This window comes from Parabacteroides caeci (assembly GCF_023656795.1).
Taxonomy (GTDB): Bacteria; Bacteroidota; Bacteroidia; order Bacteroidales; family Tannerellaceae; genus Parabacteroides; species Parabacteroides segnis.
The window spans coordinates 1-15,308 of sequence record NZ_JAMOKT010000033.1 but is presented as its reverse complement, the minus strand read 5'-3'; the positions used below and the strand labels follow the sequence as shown (position 1 = coordinate 15,308).

The following is a 15,308-nucleotide window of genomic DNA, read 5'->3' as shown; positions in this document are numbered from 1 at the left end:
TTTTTATTTGTAAGTGGCAGTAGTGTATGGTAATTTGAAAGATAGAATCTTAACAAGTCTTATTTCGTTAAATACCAACTTATTGGTTTGTTGTTCTTTGTCAATATTACCTGATAATAGCCATTCGGTATATCTGATAGAGGGATAATTTGTTCCTTTTCAGCTGGAATGGATATCATATTGATATAGATTGTTCTACCATTTGGATCAATTATTTGAATGCCAATATTATCCCATTGTTTATCGGAATAAATATGTAGGTTATTTTTTTCTATGGTTAAGAAGATAGTTACTGATCGCCTATCCATAGAATCCCAAGTTGCTTCATGCGCATCTACTTTTGTTAGAAGCAAAAGAAAGAAAAAGCATACTGTCAATAAAGTCTTTATAGTCATCTTTCCCATTAATTTAAATTTGTTATTGTTTAATGACAAAAGTAAGACTGAATATCTACGGAGCAGGAGAAATTGAATTTACAATTGGTGTAAATTGAGTTTACAATTTATAAAGAATTTGCACCAGTGTCCGGATAAATATTCCAGACTATTAATTAATAAAGTTGTATTTCAATGATTTAAGGATACATAGAGTTTAAACGTCTTTACAAAATGTCCAGCCGCAGAATGCATTTTTTGTGCCCAAGCTAAAGACAATATAGCTTATGAGGTCAAAGAAGAGTATGAGGTAGATTCTTTCACCGGGTTTATCTGTAATCAAGCCATTATGCTTACAGGATAGAATAAGGCTGGGTGTATGAAGGTTTTGAATTAATAATCCCACAAAGTATCTTTACATATCCTTACTCCTTCGCGGCCAACACATAAACCCTGTGCGTTTTATATCCCATCTCACGGATGATACCTTCTTCCAAAAACTGTTTCAGTTCTTTGCCTGCCCGGTAACGAGTACAATTGTTCAACTCTGCATAATCCGATTCATTGATGCTTTCATGCTTGCGGATATATTCCAACATCTTTTCTTTCCGGGTTTCGATGGGTTCGGAAGAAACATTTTCCCTTTTTACTTTCTTGGGACGTTCTTCTTTAACCATCTCCTTCAAACGGTTGGAACAGCGAAAATTCACCCCGTCGACAGAAACACTAAACCTGATTTTTCCGTTTTCCTCGGAAATTTTCCGGGTACGCAACGCCGGGGAGAAATGTCCGATCCCCTCCAACTCGATACTATATCCGTAGCCAAGTTCCCTGCCCATATATACGGTCAATGCTTCCAGCACACCTTTTATATCGGCCGAATTAACCGTACAAGCATCCGAGAGATCTCTGCATATCTCTTCAAGACCTTTTGTTCCTCTCGAAACAAGACGTGCATGTTCTAACGTATCTTTACTCCCTTTAGGCCGGGGAGTCTTATAAACACTGAATTTGATACTCATGGGAATTAGATTTAAAAGGTTACGTACGGTGTCTTTCGGGATGCCATACTGTATTAAATTTTATGCCTTACTAACTTATTGCCGACAGCCATCAGTAATATAACTGATAGCTGTCGGCAAAATTACTGATGGCTATCGATAATCTTATCGAAACCAATCGGCAATCAGTTTGTTGCGGTACAAATATACGAAGGAAAGGGATAAATTATTCTATATAACCAACATTATACATTATAATACTCTTCCCATCCTTTGCGTGGCGGCTGTCCGCTCAGCATCTGGTTGGCAAAGCTGTCATTGACGATCTCTTTGGTGGTGCGGTCGAGAACTAACTTGCGGTTCAGGCGCTGTGCTAATACACCCAGGCAGAATACCTGGCTCAGCGGACCGGCGATAGAGAACGGTGAACGGGGCTTTTCCTTGCCCTGGCAAGCCAACAAGAAGTTCGCGTAATGGTTGGAAGGACTCTTCTGGTATTCGGGAAGGGTCGGATTCATCTCCTTGGCAATCTTATCAGGGATGACAGACAATGTACTGCCATGAGAACCGCCTTTGAATGTCAGCGTCTTTGTATAAATTTCCTTACCCGGATTCAGTTTCATCAATTGCAGTTTGCCGCCGGCCACAGTCGGAATATTCGGGTCGACATCCGAAGAACCGAAGTTCTCAGGAACAGGAGGTATATTATCCAGACCATCGTACCAGGTAACATCTATTCCCGGCATATCGCCTCTTTCGGGGAATTTGAACAGGATAGTCGACGACATCGGGAAGAAGAATTTATTATGATCTTTCAGATACAACGGGTTGATCTCTGTTGGCAATCCCATATCCAGGAATTCGTGTGCCGTATCCAGAATATGTGCACCCCAGTCACCCAGCGCCCCCATACCGAAGTCATACCAGCAACGCCATTGTCCCATGTGATAATCATGGTTATAGTCATGATGCTGCACTACCCCCAGCCAGGTATCCCAATCCATTGTTTCAGGAATCGGTTCTCCCATCGGCATATGCTTGATATTCGGATTCCATCCGTGCCAGCGGCGCGGAGAGTTCATATGAGCGGTGATAGCTGTTACATCCTTTATCAGACCAGCTTCTTTCCATGCCTTGAACTGGAAGTAATTAGCTTCGGAATGTCCCTGGTTACCCATCTGTGTGACCACGCCATATTTCTTTTCACCACGCATCATCAGTTCTATTTCCTGGAAAGTACGAGCCATCGGTTTTTCAACATATACATGTTTGCCGTGGGCCATTGCCTCGATTGTGATCGGGAAATGGGCGTGGTCGGGAACCCCCACTGTCACAGCATCGATCTTATCCGCCATCTGATCGAACATCTTACGGAAATCCTGATAACGGGGAACTTTCGGGAACATGGAGATCAGTTCCTGCGTATGCTTTGCCCCCATATCCACATCGCAAAGGGCTACAACATTACACAATCCGGTCTTATACAATTCCTTGGCAATTTCACCACCCCGGTTACCAATGCCAATAAATGCGATATTAACTTTCTCGTTCGCACTAACGAACGGTACACCCGGCATTGCACCAGCCTTCGAAGGGATCCAAAACGAAGGTATTGCAGTAGCTGCCGATAATGCCAATGCCCGTTTCAGGAACGAGCGACGTGAGATGTCTTCTGATTTCATGGTATTCTATTTAGATAATTAATTATTGTCTGCGCAAACATTAAAAACATCAACTTCGCAAAAATAGATATTTTTTGTTGATTTGAAAGGAATTAAGACAGAAAGTTCATTAATTATCCGAAAACTTTACCAAGCATTATTCACTGTATGGTCAGCCAGTACCGTTTCCACCATCTTTCTGTAAACCTCGACACCCGTTGCTATATTCCTGGAAGCATCGGCACTTCCCATGCCATAAACCACCAATGGCGTCTGCCAGGTCATTCCAGCATGTATTGCACATCCCTGATAAGGACGCAGAAGTTCATCCATTGTGAAACAATTCCTGCCTCCGCTACGGTAAGCGGCATACTCCGAACCTGTTGTTGTGACGATCTGCAACGGTTTGCCGGCTACAGCTGGTGTCTTTGCCAGGGAAGTAAAGACCTCGTCCAGCCATCTTTTCAACAGCGAAGGCGCTGACATCCAGTGAAAAGGAAACTGAAAGACCACCATGGAAGCATCGGATATAATCGTGCTCCACACATTTACATCAAAAGACTGATCCTGATATTCATACAGATCGTATACCATCACGCCATCGATATCTTTTACCGCATCGGCTAAAGCCTTGTTAACCTGTGATTCTTTCAGATTGGGATGAGCCAAAAGAATTACCACTTTTTTTGAAACGTCATTCATACTATTGTGTTTTATAATGTAAAATCGTATTAAAACATAAGCTTTCACAAAGCTAAACAAATCCATGAAAATACATCAGGGAGATTTAGATTAAAATTACCACCATTATCTAAATAACAATTGATTACATAAAAAAGCATTTCAGCGGGAGAGAAAAACACCAGATAACAAAACATTTAACATATTGAAACATTAAAAAAAGGCTTGACTCTGCAAATTAAAAATTAAGGCAAACAAATGAACTGTAAATATATAGTCAGCATTTTACATTTTTCTAAATGATATTGTTCTAGTAGAACTAATTCATAATATCTATCAAAAAATAGATTAGCAGTTAACATTTCATTTCCGACCTCATTTTTTTATAATTAATTACAACTAATTTGTGACAAATTTAACCCTTTTAGCACACACAAGCATCTTGTTAACTAATTTAAAATATATTTATTCTATTTTAAGCAATGTAGCATACTTTCTTTTTGACATAATTCCATAGTTCTACTAGAACTATGATAATAATTTAATTGATGCTGAAACACATTATACACACATCTATTTTTACTTATAAATCAAACGCTTATGTCTAAAAAATTGAAATTTCCAAGCTTGATTTTGCTTGCCGGTGCATTAGCAACTCCGACAGGAGTCTACGCCGACGTATTGCCCGACAGGCAAAGTGTAAACATTTCCCAACAGAGTGGGAAAGTAACCGGAGTCGTAGAAGACGCATTAGGTCCGGTAATTGGAGCTTCTGTGGTAATCAAAGGCACCACTAATGGTATTATGACTGATCTTGACGGTAAATTTACACTGGATAACGTCAAAAAAGGTCAAGTCCTGCAAATTTCTTTTGTCGGATACAAAACAAAAGAAATCGCCTACACGGGACAAACGACAATGAAAATTCTTCTGGAGGAAGATTCACAAGCTCTGGATGAAGTTGTGGTAACAGCCCTGGGTATGTCGCGTGACAAAAAATCACTGGGTTACGCCATGACAGAACTGAAAGGTGATGAAATCGCCAAAGTAAACTCTCCTAACCCGATCAATGGTTTGCAAGGTAAAGTTGCCGGTGTACAAATTAACATGGGTAACTCCGGTCCGCAATCTTCACAACGCATCATCATCCGTGGTAACACATCATTGGGCGGTAACAACCAGCCTATATTCGTTATCGACGGTATTATCATCGACAATGAAGTAACAAAAACGGGAGCAGGACAAGACTGGGGTAATGACCTGAAGAACCTGAATGCCGATGACTTCGAATCAATGTCCGTATTGAAAGGTGCTGCCGCAACCGCTTTGTACGGTTCACGTGCCTCCAACGGTGTGATCCTGATCACAACCAAAAAAGGTCGCAAAGGAGAAGGTATAGGCGTTTCCGTTTCACATACGCAGCAGTGGGAAAATATCTATGCCACCCCCGACTTGCAGAACGAATTCGGTTCGGGTTCATCGCCGGTATGGGCATTGAATGACGACGGGTCTGAAAACCGATACACCTCGGCCGGCCGTAGCTTCGGACCTCGTTTCGACGGCAAGCCGTTTTATGTAGACGGACAGGAAATGGTCTATTCCGCCAAAGACAATAACCTGAAGAACCTTTACCAGACAGGGCATTACATGAATACCAACGTGGCCCTGCAAGGTGGTTCCGAAAAAAGCGCTTTCCGTTTTTCTTATTCGAATTTGCAATCGGAAGGTCTGACATTCAATAACGAATTCAATCGTAATTCATTCAGCTTAAACGCATCGCATGATATCAGCTCCCGCCTGAAAGCGGAAGGAGGATTCTCGTACATCGAATCGACGGCACAGAACCCGACTGTACAGGGCGGCGCAGGCTCTCCGATCTACGACTTCATGTACAGCATCGCCCGTGAATATGATACGGACTACTGGCTGAATAACAAAAATTATATCAGTCCGGCCGGCGACGGTTATAACTCACAGGACCCGTATGGTTATTCCAAAACGATTTATGACTATCTGGAAAACATCTATACACAGGACGAAATGAGTGTACGTGCATACCTCAACCTGGATTTGAAGCTATTGGATTGGTTGTCTTTGAAAGTGAAAGGCGATATCTATAAACTCTATACCACCAACGAATCGAAAGTAATGGCTACAGGTGCCAGTAACTACGACGGTGCTGCTTACAAGATTCATGAAAACAAGAAAGACCAGTACAAAATTACCGGTATGATTACAGCCAACCATTCGTTCGACGACTTCAATATCAGCGGTAGCGTGGCTGTTGAACAATGGGATACGAAGAGCGGCTATCATAAAACCGACTCAAAGAACGGTTTGCGCGTGCCCGGCTTGTTCGACATGACAAACTCGGTCGAAAGAGCGACCACCGAAGTAAGATACAATACTAGCAGAAAGCGTATCAACTCTATCTATGCTTTTGCCAACATGGACTATAAAGGTGTTTACTTCCTGGATATTACCGGACGTAACGACTGGTCGTCTGCCCTGATCTACGAAAACGGAACGGGACATACCTCTTACTTCTACCCCTCTGTAGGTGCTTCCTGGTTGTTTGCCGAAGGCTTGCGCGATGCAATTCCCGAATTTATCTCTTTCGGTAAACTGAGAGCATCTTACGCTATCGTAGGTAATGACTGTGCTCCTTACCTGACAACAGGTACCGGCTATTATGCATTCGATAATACGTTCGACAACCAGATCAACGGCGGTACGTATCCGTATTATAAATTTGACAAAGATGAATTGCCCAACCTGAATCTGAAGCCGGAGAAACAGCATTCAATCGAGATCGGTCTGGATATGCGTTTCCTGAAAAACCGTCTCGGCTTCGACTTTGCGTGGTATAAGACAAATACGAAGAACCAGATCCTGGCATTGCCGATCGCCTCTGAATCCGGTGTTTCAAAACGTTGGATCAATGCCGGTGATATCCAGAATAAAGGTATCGAGTTATTGATCACCGGTACTCCGATCGAAACGAAGGACTGGCGTTGGGACTTGTCTTTCAACCTGACACGCAACAGGAACAAGATCGTTTCTTTGTTTGAAGGCGTTGAGAAATATCAACTAGTAGGAGGAGGTACAGATACACAGGCATGGGCTACCGTAGGTGGTGCTTATGGCGACATCTATACATCTTATGCTTATACACTCAATGATAAAGGAGAAAAGCTGTTGAATGCAGACGGTTCTTATCCGCGTTCGAATAAAAGCGAAAAAATCGGTTCTTTGCAACCGAAGTTCTTGTGGGGTGCCAATACATCGGTAAGCTGGAAAGGCATCACGTTGAATGCCGTCATCGATGCCCGTTTTGGTGGAGACATCTTCTCGGCAAGTTATTACTATGGAATGAACTCCGGTAACATCAAGTCTTCACTGGCCGGTCGCGACACACAATACGGCGGGCTGCCCCGTACATTAACCGACGGAAGAACCGTTAACGACGGTGTCATTCCGGAAGGCGTATTTATGCCCGGCACAGAGATTAAAGGGGTAGACGTTTCCGGCATGAGTTATCAGGCAGCTTACGAGCAAGGCTTGGTCGATCCGCTGTCGGCTTACAAATATTACGACAATGTGTACAGCTGGTCAGGCGGTATACGTTCGGAAGGTATCCACAAATGTTCCTGGGTCGCCTTGCGCGAACTTTCAGTACAGTGGCAGTTACCTAAAAAATGGGTGAACAAAGCCTACATCCAGAATGCAAGCGTCGGCCTGATGGCACGTAACCTGGGATTCCTGTATAACAGTCTGCCGGACAATATCCACCCGGAAGGATTGAACACATCTTACAGTTCTGAATACATGGAAAGTGGTGGTGCCGTGTTCTCACGCAACATTGGTTTCAGCGTGAATGTTTCGTTCTAATAACTTATATACAATAAAACAAGATGAAAAAAATTAAATATTATATTTTCGGAGCATTGGCTTCCATGGTTGCACTGACCTCCTGCGATGCCGATTTCGTCGAAATCAACAAGAATCCTGATACAGTCTACGAGGTTGACCCGGAAGTATTCCTCTATCAGATTGAAAATGTAATGTGCAACGCCGGCGAAACATGGGCCGATTCATACGCTTGCCGCCTGAGATGGATGCAGTATTGTGCCGGAATCTGGGGATATAGCACAACCAACTTCACCGAATGTGCCGGTTGGGCCGGAACATTATACAGCAACTATGTAAATGCCGGTAAGTATGCCCGCCATATTCCTTATTACGTTAAGACCAATATGCCGGAACAGGAAGCAGCTTACAGCGACTTGACCGAGGTAGCCCGCATCCTCTTGATTACAAAAGGTATCCAGGCTTCCGACACATATGGTTCTTTGGTATACACCGACGGTTGGGGTACACGCAACGGCAACGTGGAAATTCTTGAACCGGCTTTCCAAACCCAGGAAGAGTTGTTTACGATCTGGAACCAGGAGCTGAAAGAAGCTGCCAATAAGCTGGCAACGTCTACCAATCAGGTAACTTTCAAAAATTATGACCTGGCTTATAGCGGCGATATGTCGAAATGGGTGAAGGCAGCCAATGCCGTTCGTCTGCGTATTGCCTTGAGATTGTTGAAACAAAAACCGGAAGAAGCGAAAGCCATTGCTCGCGAAGTACTGTCTTCGGGTAACATATTCAGTAGCATCGACGATAGCTTTATCCTTTATTTCGATAATTACTGGACCACATTGGGAGACTGGCACTCTGTGATTGACATGGACCGTGCATCTTCTGCATTCATGGCTTACTTACTGAAATATAACGACCCGAGAAAACGCCTGTTTTTCCAGATCAACAATTTGACTCCGGAGAATGTAGCCGAGTTCAATGCCAAAGAAACAACAACTCCTGCGCAAGTCATACCGACCCATCTGGGACGTTGGTGCGGTGGTAGCGTAAGCTATGATAAATGGGCTACTGACTCTTGCCGTACATCACGTTATCTGGACGACATCGACATGCGTCCGATGAACAGACCTCAGACTCGTCTGTGGAAAGGTGCACAAGACAACGGTAGTGCCGGCGGCTGGATTCCTCTGGTAACATATGCTGATTTCTGTTTCATGGCTTCCGAATTTACACTGGAAGGCGTAGCCAACAGCAAAACGGCTCAGGAATGGTATGAGGAAGGTGTAAAATCATCTTTGAGACAATGGAGTAAAATTGCAGATTATTGTAAAATCAACGATTACGAAGCTGTCACAGAAGCTGAAATCGACGCTTTCCTGGCACAGGATGGTATTGCCTGGAACAGCGCCATGGCCAAAGAGCAGATTTACTGCCAGACTTGGGTAGAACATTTCAAAAACAACAATGAATCATGGGCTATGTACAAACGTACCAATTATCCGAGTACAACATCCACGTTGGTTACTTGGGAACCGATCAATGTATACGGAGAATTGCAGCAAGTACCGCGCCGTAAAAAATTCACCATGTCGGCTGAAGGTTCTGCCAACTATGCAAATCAGGTAAAACGCCTTGAAGACATGCAAAAAGAATCAAACTTCGGTCGTTTGGACAGCGAGTTCGGCCGTATCTGGTGGGACAAAGAATAAACCCAAAACTAATTTTTCAATATAATTTTTGATGGTGAAGGGTGGCCGTGACGGTCACCCTTCTTTGTATGTATTAACGAATAAGCCGCTGGAAATGCTGTAACTTACAGAAAAAATCATTTACTTTGCAGGTTGATAATAATTACATATAGTTATGGCACAAGAAGATGTTTTCAAGAAATTAGTTTCACACTGTAAAGAATACGGATTTGTATTTCCCTCTTCAGAAATATACGACGGTTTGGGAGCAGTATATGATTACGGACAGTATGGCGTAGAGCTGAAAAACAATATAAAGAAATACTGGTGGGACAGCATGACGCTGCTTCATGAAAATGTGGTAGGTCTCGACTCCGCTATTTTTATGCATCCGACCATCTGGAAAGCATCCGGCCATGTGGACGCGTTCAACGACCCTTTGATCGACAACAAGGATTCAAAGAAACGGTATCGCGCCGACGTACTGATCGAAGATTACCTGGCTAAGATCGACGAGAAAATACAGAAAGAAGTAGACAAGGCCGCTAAAAAATTCGGCGAAGCATTCGATGAAGCACAATTCCGTGCAACCAACGGCCGCGTATTGGAACACCAGGCTAAACGCGACGAGATACATACCCGTTTCGCTAAAGCACTGAACGATTCCAACTTCGAAGACCTCCGTCAGATCATTATCGACTGCGAAATAGCATGTCCGATCTCCGGAACACGCAACTGGACGGAAGTTCGCCAGTTCAACCTGATGTTCTCCACAGAAATGGGTTCTACTGCCGATGGCGCTTCCAAGATATATCTGCGTCCGGAAACGGCACAGGGTATTTTCGTTAACTTCCTCAACGTACAGAAGACCGGCCGTATGAAGATTCCTTTCGGTATCGCCCAGATCGGTAAAGCGTTCCGTAACGAGATCGTTGCCCGTCAATTTATCTTCCGTATGCGTGAGTTCGAACAGATGGAAATGCAGTTCTTTGTTCGTCCGGGCGAAGAAATGGAATGGTTCAAGATGTGGAAGTCTACCCGCTTGAAATGGCATAAGGCTATGGGATTAGGTGATGAAAAATATCGTTACCACGATCACGAAAAACTCGCCCACTATGCCAATGCCGCTACCGACATCGAATATGAAATGCCGTTCGGTTTCAAGGAAGTGGAAGGTATCCATAGCCGTACAGACTTCGACCTGAGCCAGCACGAAAAGTTCTCAGGAAAGAAAATACAATATTTCGATCCGGAATTAAATAAAAGCTATACTCCGTACGTTATTGAAACATCTATCGGTGTTGACCGCGTATTCCTGAGCGTTATGGCAGGTTCATACTGCGAAGAGACTCTCGAAAACGGTGAAACACGCGTTGTTTTGAAATTGCCGGCAGCCCTGGCTCCTATCAAACTCGCCGTATTGCCGCTGGTGAAAAAAGACGGGCTTCCTGAAAAGGCTGAAGAGATCGTCAACATGCTGAAGTTCGACTTCCGTTGCCAGTATGATGAAAAAGACTCTATCGGTAAACGTTACCGCCGTCAGGATGCTATTGGAACTCCGTACTGTATTACAGTTGACCATGATACTTTGAAGGATAATTGTGTAACGATCCGTTTCCGCGACACGATGGAACAGGAACGTGTAAGCATCGACAAGCTACACGACATTATCTCTGAAAAGGTAAGCCTGAAGACTTTATTAAAAAAGATAACTGAATAATTAAATGAAGAAGTACCTGCAATTCGCGTTGATGATTTTTTGTATGTCTGCCGTCTTTACTTCCTGTAAAGATGACGATGATAGTGATGATGTAGCCGTTGAAGCCTACAAGCTGGAAAACGAACAGGCTTTCGCGGCGAAGGCTAATGACCCGGATTTCTTTAAGGTAAGCATACAGGGAGCCGGTGATGATTTCATTTATGCTAAAAGGCTCAAGGAAGCAGATAAGCCTGAAATTCCAATCTATTACAACAGTCGTGTCACTGTTTATTACAAAGGATGGTTCCCCAATAGTGAGGACGGTGAATATTTCGACAAAAAAGAATTAGAAGACGGATCACCTTCCGAATGGGCAGTCAGTACAGCCTCTTCAAACTACAATAGTTACTATGGAACAGGAATTCCCAGTCCCATATCAGGATGGACTATCGCTCTACAAAATATGAAAGTAGGCGAGAAATGGGAAGTCTGGATTCCTCAAAGACTAGGTTATGGTTCGGTTGACAAAAAAGACAGCGCCGGGAATGTTACTATCCCTGCCTACTCTACTTTAGTTTTCGAAATTGAAGTAATAGAACGGACAGCCGAAGTTGCCGGTACAACTTAATCCGTTCTTATATAAAAGAAAAGGGAACATCAATCGACCTGATGTTCCCTTTTTTATTGTTTGTTAGTTTGATATAATAAGGCTCGCATAAAGCAAACCCCTATAAACAATTAAAGCCTGTCTCACGACAAGCCCTAACCAAACTTTGTTAACCTTAAATCTAATACTATTATGAAAAAACCACAGTACAAAGATAAGGCTGTAGAGGCCTTTTGTCAAGCCTTTTCAGACTAATAAACGTTAAGCAAAACACTCATTCCAGTCAAATTTTGTTATCGAACACAAAACTATATAGATTACAATCAAATTCTACTAAAATTAACAGTTGGAGAGTAACTTTTCCCCTCTTGAGAGGGGGCAGGGGGTGTGTTATAGTTACGCCTTAAAACGAGCTTTAACACACCCCTTAATCCCCTCTCCAGAGGGGAAACAGATACCATTATTTTACGAACTTCAAACATTCTGATTCCTGCACGGAAGTGACCGCCTGAACAAGAAACATGCCTTTTGGCAAATCAGCGATATTTATATCATAGCGGGCCTGCGGATATAAAGCCGGAAGTTTCTTGACCAACGTTCCCTGCGCCGAGTAAATGAAAAGACCTTTCAAGGTCTCTTCACTCTGAATGAACAAATGATCATCCTTCACCCAGCCTGTAATCTTTTTATCCGGCGCAGTAAGACCAGATATTCCGGTACCGGTACCTTTCTTCTCTATCTTATATAGTTTCACGCCATACTTGGGTAAGGATACAGGGATTTCCTCACCTTGCAATGACACATCCTGCCCGGTCCACAATTCCTTAATTCCTTTTACATCGGAAGAGGCGATTCCCAGTCTCGACAATTTTATATTTTCCGAGAAAACCAGGTCTTTATAATTAAAAGCAGCGACATACAAATAATCTTCCGTATCCAGCATAAAGAGATTCTCGCCGCGGTTACGTCCCCAACTATTCTTTCCCGAAGCCTTTGCCCCTTCTACCGGATAAAAAGATTTACCGATACGGGCAACTTCGTTCACTTCCGCATTCGTTGCGAACTTCTCTGCTTTCTGGCGGGCTGCCAATTCCCCGACACATGTTCCCTTCTGGCTGAAGTTATCACCCAGGATATATGTCCCGGTAATCACACCGGAGGTAATACGCATACGGTTCTCATCCTCATTATAATCGTCTCTATGAAGCACCAGGTGGTCGGCATCATTAAAGTTATACACCTTGTCGAGCCACCAGCCATAAGAAAGGCCGTTCATTACATATTCCGTATCCTCTTTGGCTCCCCAGGCATCACAACTGATACGACGGGAATTGCCGTATTGGGCCGGAAATGCAGGCGCAATGGATAAAGCCATAAACAGATCGTCTCCGCACAATTCCGTCAGATATTTCATTCCGCTGTTGTAAGCCTGAACGCCGGTCGTTACATTCTTATCATAATAAGAGTCCGCTTCAAGGATCGCATTATTCAGGAAATCGAACTTGATATATTTATAACCTAAATCTTTAAATCGGTTGATGAAATAACTCATCCGCTGGCGGGTTCCAGGATGCGTGGGGTCCAGGGCACGGGAAGCGATCTTTTTAGGCTGTCCGTTTACATATAAATAGGCTTCCCCATATTTATAGTTACTTCCTTCCATCGTGCGGCTGCCGTTTTCCCCCCAGTCGGAGAAAGGAGCCCAGTAAATGCCGGGAACCTGTCCGTTGGCAACACATCGTTCGGCAAATGATTTCAATTGGGTATCAGTCAGATTATCCCAATAAGAATCGAGGATGACATAAGCCGTGCCGTCATTGGTAAAATTGTTCGGTTGCAGGTTCGTACTGATATAATCAGAGACATCCAGCACACCTTCGTAGTTCAGCTTCTCAGCCATGGCGCCCCAGCTGTTCCAACCGAAGATATTGCCTTTCGACCATTTACGGGGAGGCGCGATCAAGGCATTGGCCTCGCCATAGGCTTCCAACCCTTCGCGCCAGTCGTCGAACATACCGATTAAGAGCTTCGGTGATTTCAGTTTAGTGCCGGAAATGCTGCCGTGGGCTTTTGCTCCGGTAGCATCTATATCGTGAGTCACGCGATGGCTTATGCCGCCAAAACATTCAAGACGGTTTACTTTCTGGTTGCCGGAAGTGGAATAACGGAGTCCTGTCTTCCAGGTATCGTGTTCTACCGAGCCGACTACCAGCCCTTCGCGGGTATCGCCACAGTAGAAAGAAGTAACCTCGAACGATACGGAGTCGACCGACAAGGCCAGGGAGGAATAGCCGATCCAGGCATCGTTATCGAAGGGGACGGATAACACGCGGTTGGAGGTATTCGTATTCAGGAAAGAGTTAACTGTTTCGGTAACAACCGGAGCGATATAATTACTCGACGTACCGGCTTCTGAAAGGATAAAAGCCTCTGTCAGGAAATAGCTTTTATCGGGATAGAAATAAAACAACTGTTGTAGGGAAGGCGCTCCCTCCTGTCCGGCATAGGTGAATGTATATTTATGGCCGGCACCGAAAACGTCGTCGACAGCTTCTTCCGAGAAGGTCGGCTGGCCGTATTCCGTACTGCGCAGCAGTTGGTCTTTATCTTTGGCCTGGACGAAGACACCCGCCAGGATTGTTTTTCCTTTATGGATAAAATCACAGGTTTTCGTATCGTTGTTATAAACGATCTGCCAGTCACCGGAAGTTATCGCCTGCTGGTCAGCCGCAAACGTCTCCCTCCCCATGAACAGGCTGATGAAACAAAAAAGCAGGGTAATTCTTAGTAAATTCTTTTTCATGATCCTTGTATATTAGTTTAATTCGGTTAGTAAATAAAACACCGGGTAAAGACACGCCTTCCCGGTGTTTTTCTTCTTACAATCTTTTTGCCATTACTGACTAGTGCTTAGTCGATTACAAGCCCTATTATTATCTGTAACCCGGGTTCTGATCGTCCTGCGTCATGTCCGGATTCTGTTCGATCTCTTCGTTAGGTATCGGATAACGGACATTATAATCCTGTATCGTACCCGAACGTTTCGCCCATTTATTGCGTTCCTTAATATACTCGACAAACTTGCCTGTACGGATCAGGTCAGCACGGCGCCAGTTCTCACCCAGAAACTCACGGATACGTTCATCCAATATCTTTGTACGGAAAACATCTTGCGACATGCCTGCATCCCATTTCTTATCAGCCGGGATACTAAAGCCCCACGCACGGTTACGCACTTCGTTTACCTTTTCGACAGCCTGCCCGGTTTGTCCCAATTCATTCAGACATTCAGCATAACTAAGAAGCACATCGGCATAACGGATAGCCGGGATATTCTTACCCGAGTTCCACATATTATTGATACCCAGTCCGGAATGCTGGTCGGTACGGAAATCTTCATATTCTTATGTTTTTAGCAAAAATTTTCCGATAAAATAGGAGAATAAAATTCATCCCTTTTGATAACGGCGAACATTCTCGCCACAAGTTTTGCCCGTAAAGCATTGATAATGGTCATTTTGTTCTTTCCTTCATCAACTTTACGTTCATAATACGCTTTAAGCTCACCACTTTTCCTATGTGTTATTGCCACAGCAGACATGTGAGCAACGTTTTAATATACTTACAGGCTCTCTGCGAGACTCTGTTTTTGGAGTGCTGGCTACTTCCAGAAGTATAAGCAAACGGTGCCACACCTGCATAACAGCAGAACTGCCTGGGATTATCG

Annotated in this window: 9 protein-coding genes and 2 pseudogenes; 4 read left to right on the top strand and 7 right to left on the bottom strand. The window is 43.8% G+C overall.

The features are described 5' to 3' along the window. Nucleotides 1–59: 59 nt before the first annotated feature. The 4 genes from NBH15_RS16270 to NBH15_RS16255 form a co-directional block, all read right to left on the bottom strand. The gene (locus NBH15_RS16270; RefSeq protein WP_128134642.1) at nucleotides 60–404 is read right to left on the bottom strand and encodes a DUF3244 domain-containing protein; all 345 of its coding nucleotides are present in this window, start codon (nucleotides 402–404) and stop codon (nucleotides 60–62) included. A gap of 395 nt (nucleotides 405–799) precedes the next feature. Continuing rightward, nucleotides 800–1,396 carry an HU family DNA-binding protein gene (locus NBH15_RS16265; protein WP_128134641.1) on the bottom strand — a complete coding sequence of 199 codons (597 nt, stop codon included), beginning with the start codon at nucleotides 1,394–1,396 and terminating at the stop codon, nucleotides 800–802. A gap of 224 nt (nucleotides 1,397–1,620) precedes the next feature. Then, a complete protein-coding gene (locus NBH15_RS16260) occupies nucleotides 1,621–3,057 on the bottom strand; it encodes a Gfo/Idh/MocA family oxidoreductase (RefSeq protein ID WP_009860298.1) in 1,437 nt (478 codons plus the stop codon). Between the two features lie 126 nt (nucleotides 3,058–3,183). Beyond that, nucleotides 3,184–3,738, bottom strand: coding sequence for an NAD(P)H-dependent oxidoreductase (locus tag NBH15_RS16255; protein ID WP_128134640.1), 555 nt, complete (start codon nucleotides 3,736–3,738; stop codon nucleotides 3,184–3,186). Nucleotides 3,739–4,317: 579 nt separating this feature from the next. On the opposite strand from NBH15_RS16255, the gene NBH15_RS16250 reads away from it, so the two are divergent. The 4 genes from NBH15_RS16250 to bamJ all read left to right on the top strand — a co-directional run bounded on the left by NBH15_RS16250 (nucleotide 4,318) and on the right by bamJ (nucleotide 11,602). Continuing rightward, nucleotides 4,318–7,608, top strand: coding sequence for a SusC/RagA family TonB-linked outer membrane protein (locus NBH15_RS16250; protein ID WP_128135701.1), 3,291 nt, complete (start codon nucleotides 4,318–4,320; stop codon nucleotides 7,606–7,608). Between the two features lie 23 nt (nucleotides 7,609–7,631). Further along, entirely contained in the window at nucleotides 7,632–9,296 is a 1,665-nt protein-coding gene (locus NBH15_RS16245; protein ID WP_250823069.1) for a SusD/RagB family nutrient-binding outer membrane lipoprotein, read from the top strand. Nucleotides 9,297–9,450: 154 nt separating this feature from the next. Next, nucleotides 9,451–10,995, top strand: a complete 1,545-nt coding sequence (locus NBH15_RS16240) for a glycine--tRNA ligase (RefSeq protein WP_128135699.1) — start codon at nucleotides 9,451–9,453, stop codon at nucleotides 10,993–10,995. 4 nt (nucleotides 10,996–10,999) lie between these two features. Then, nucleotides 11,000–11,602 carry a BamJ family beta-barrel-assembly machinery protein gene (bamJ, locus tag NBH15_RS16235; protein ID WP_128135698.1) on the top strand — a complete coding sequence of 201 codons (603 nt, stop codon included), beginning with the start codon at nucleotides 11,000–11,002 and terminating at the stop codon, nucleotides 11,600–11,602. Nucleotides 11,603–12,041: 439 nt separating this feature from the next. Here bamJ and NBH15_RS16230 read toward each other — a convergent pair whose 3' ends face one another. From NBH15_RS16230 to NBH15_RS29515, 3 genes and pseudogenes are all read right to left on the bottom strand, one after another. After that, a complete protein-coding gene (locus NBH15_RS16230; RefSeq protein WP_250823068.1) occupies nucleotides 12,042–14,384 on the bottom strand; it encodes an alpha-galactosidase in 2,343 nt (780 codons plus the stop codon). Nucleotides 14,385–14,514: 130 nt separating this feature from the next. Continuing rightward, a pseudogene (locus NBH15_RS16225) lies at nucleotides 14,515–14,985 on the bottom strand (RagB/SusD family nutrient uptake outer membrane protein); the annotation flags it as partial. An 8-nt stretch (nucleotides 14,986–14,993) separates the two neighbouring features. Continuing rightward, nucleotides 14,994–15,308, bottom strand: a pseudogene (locus tag NBH15_RS29515) (transposase); the annotation flags it as partial.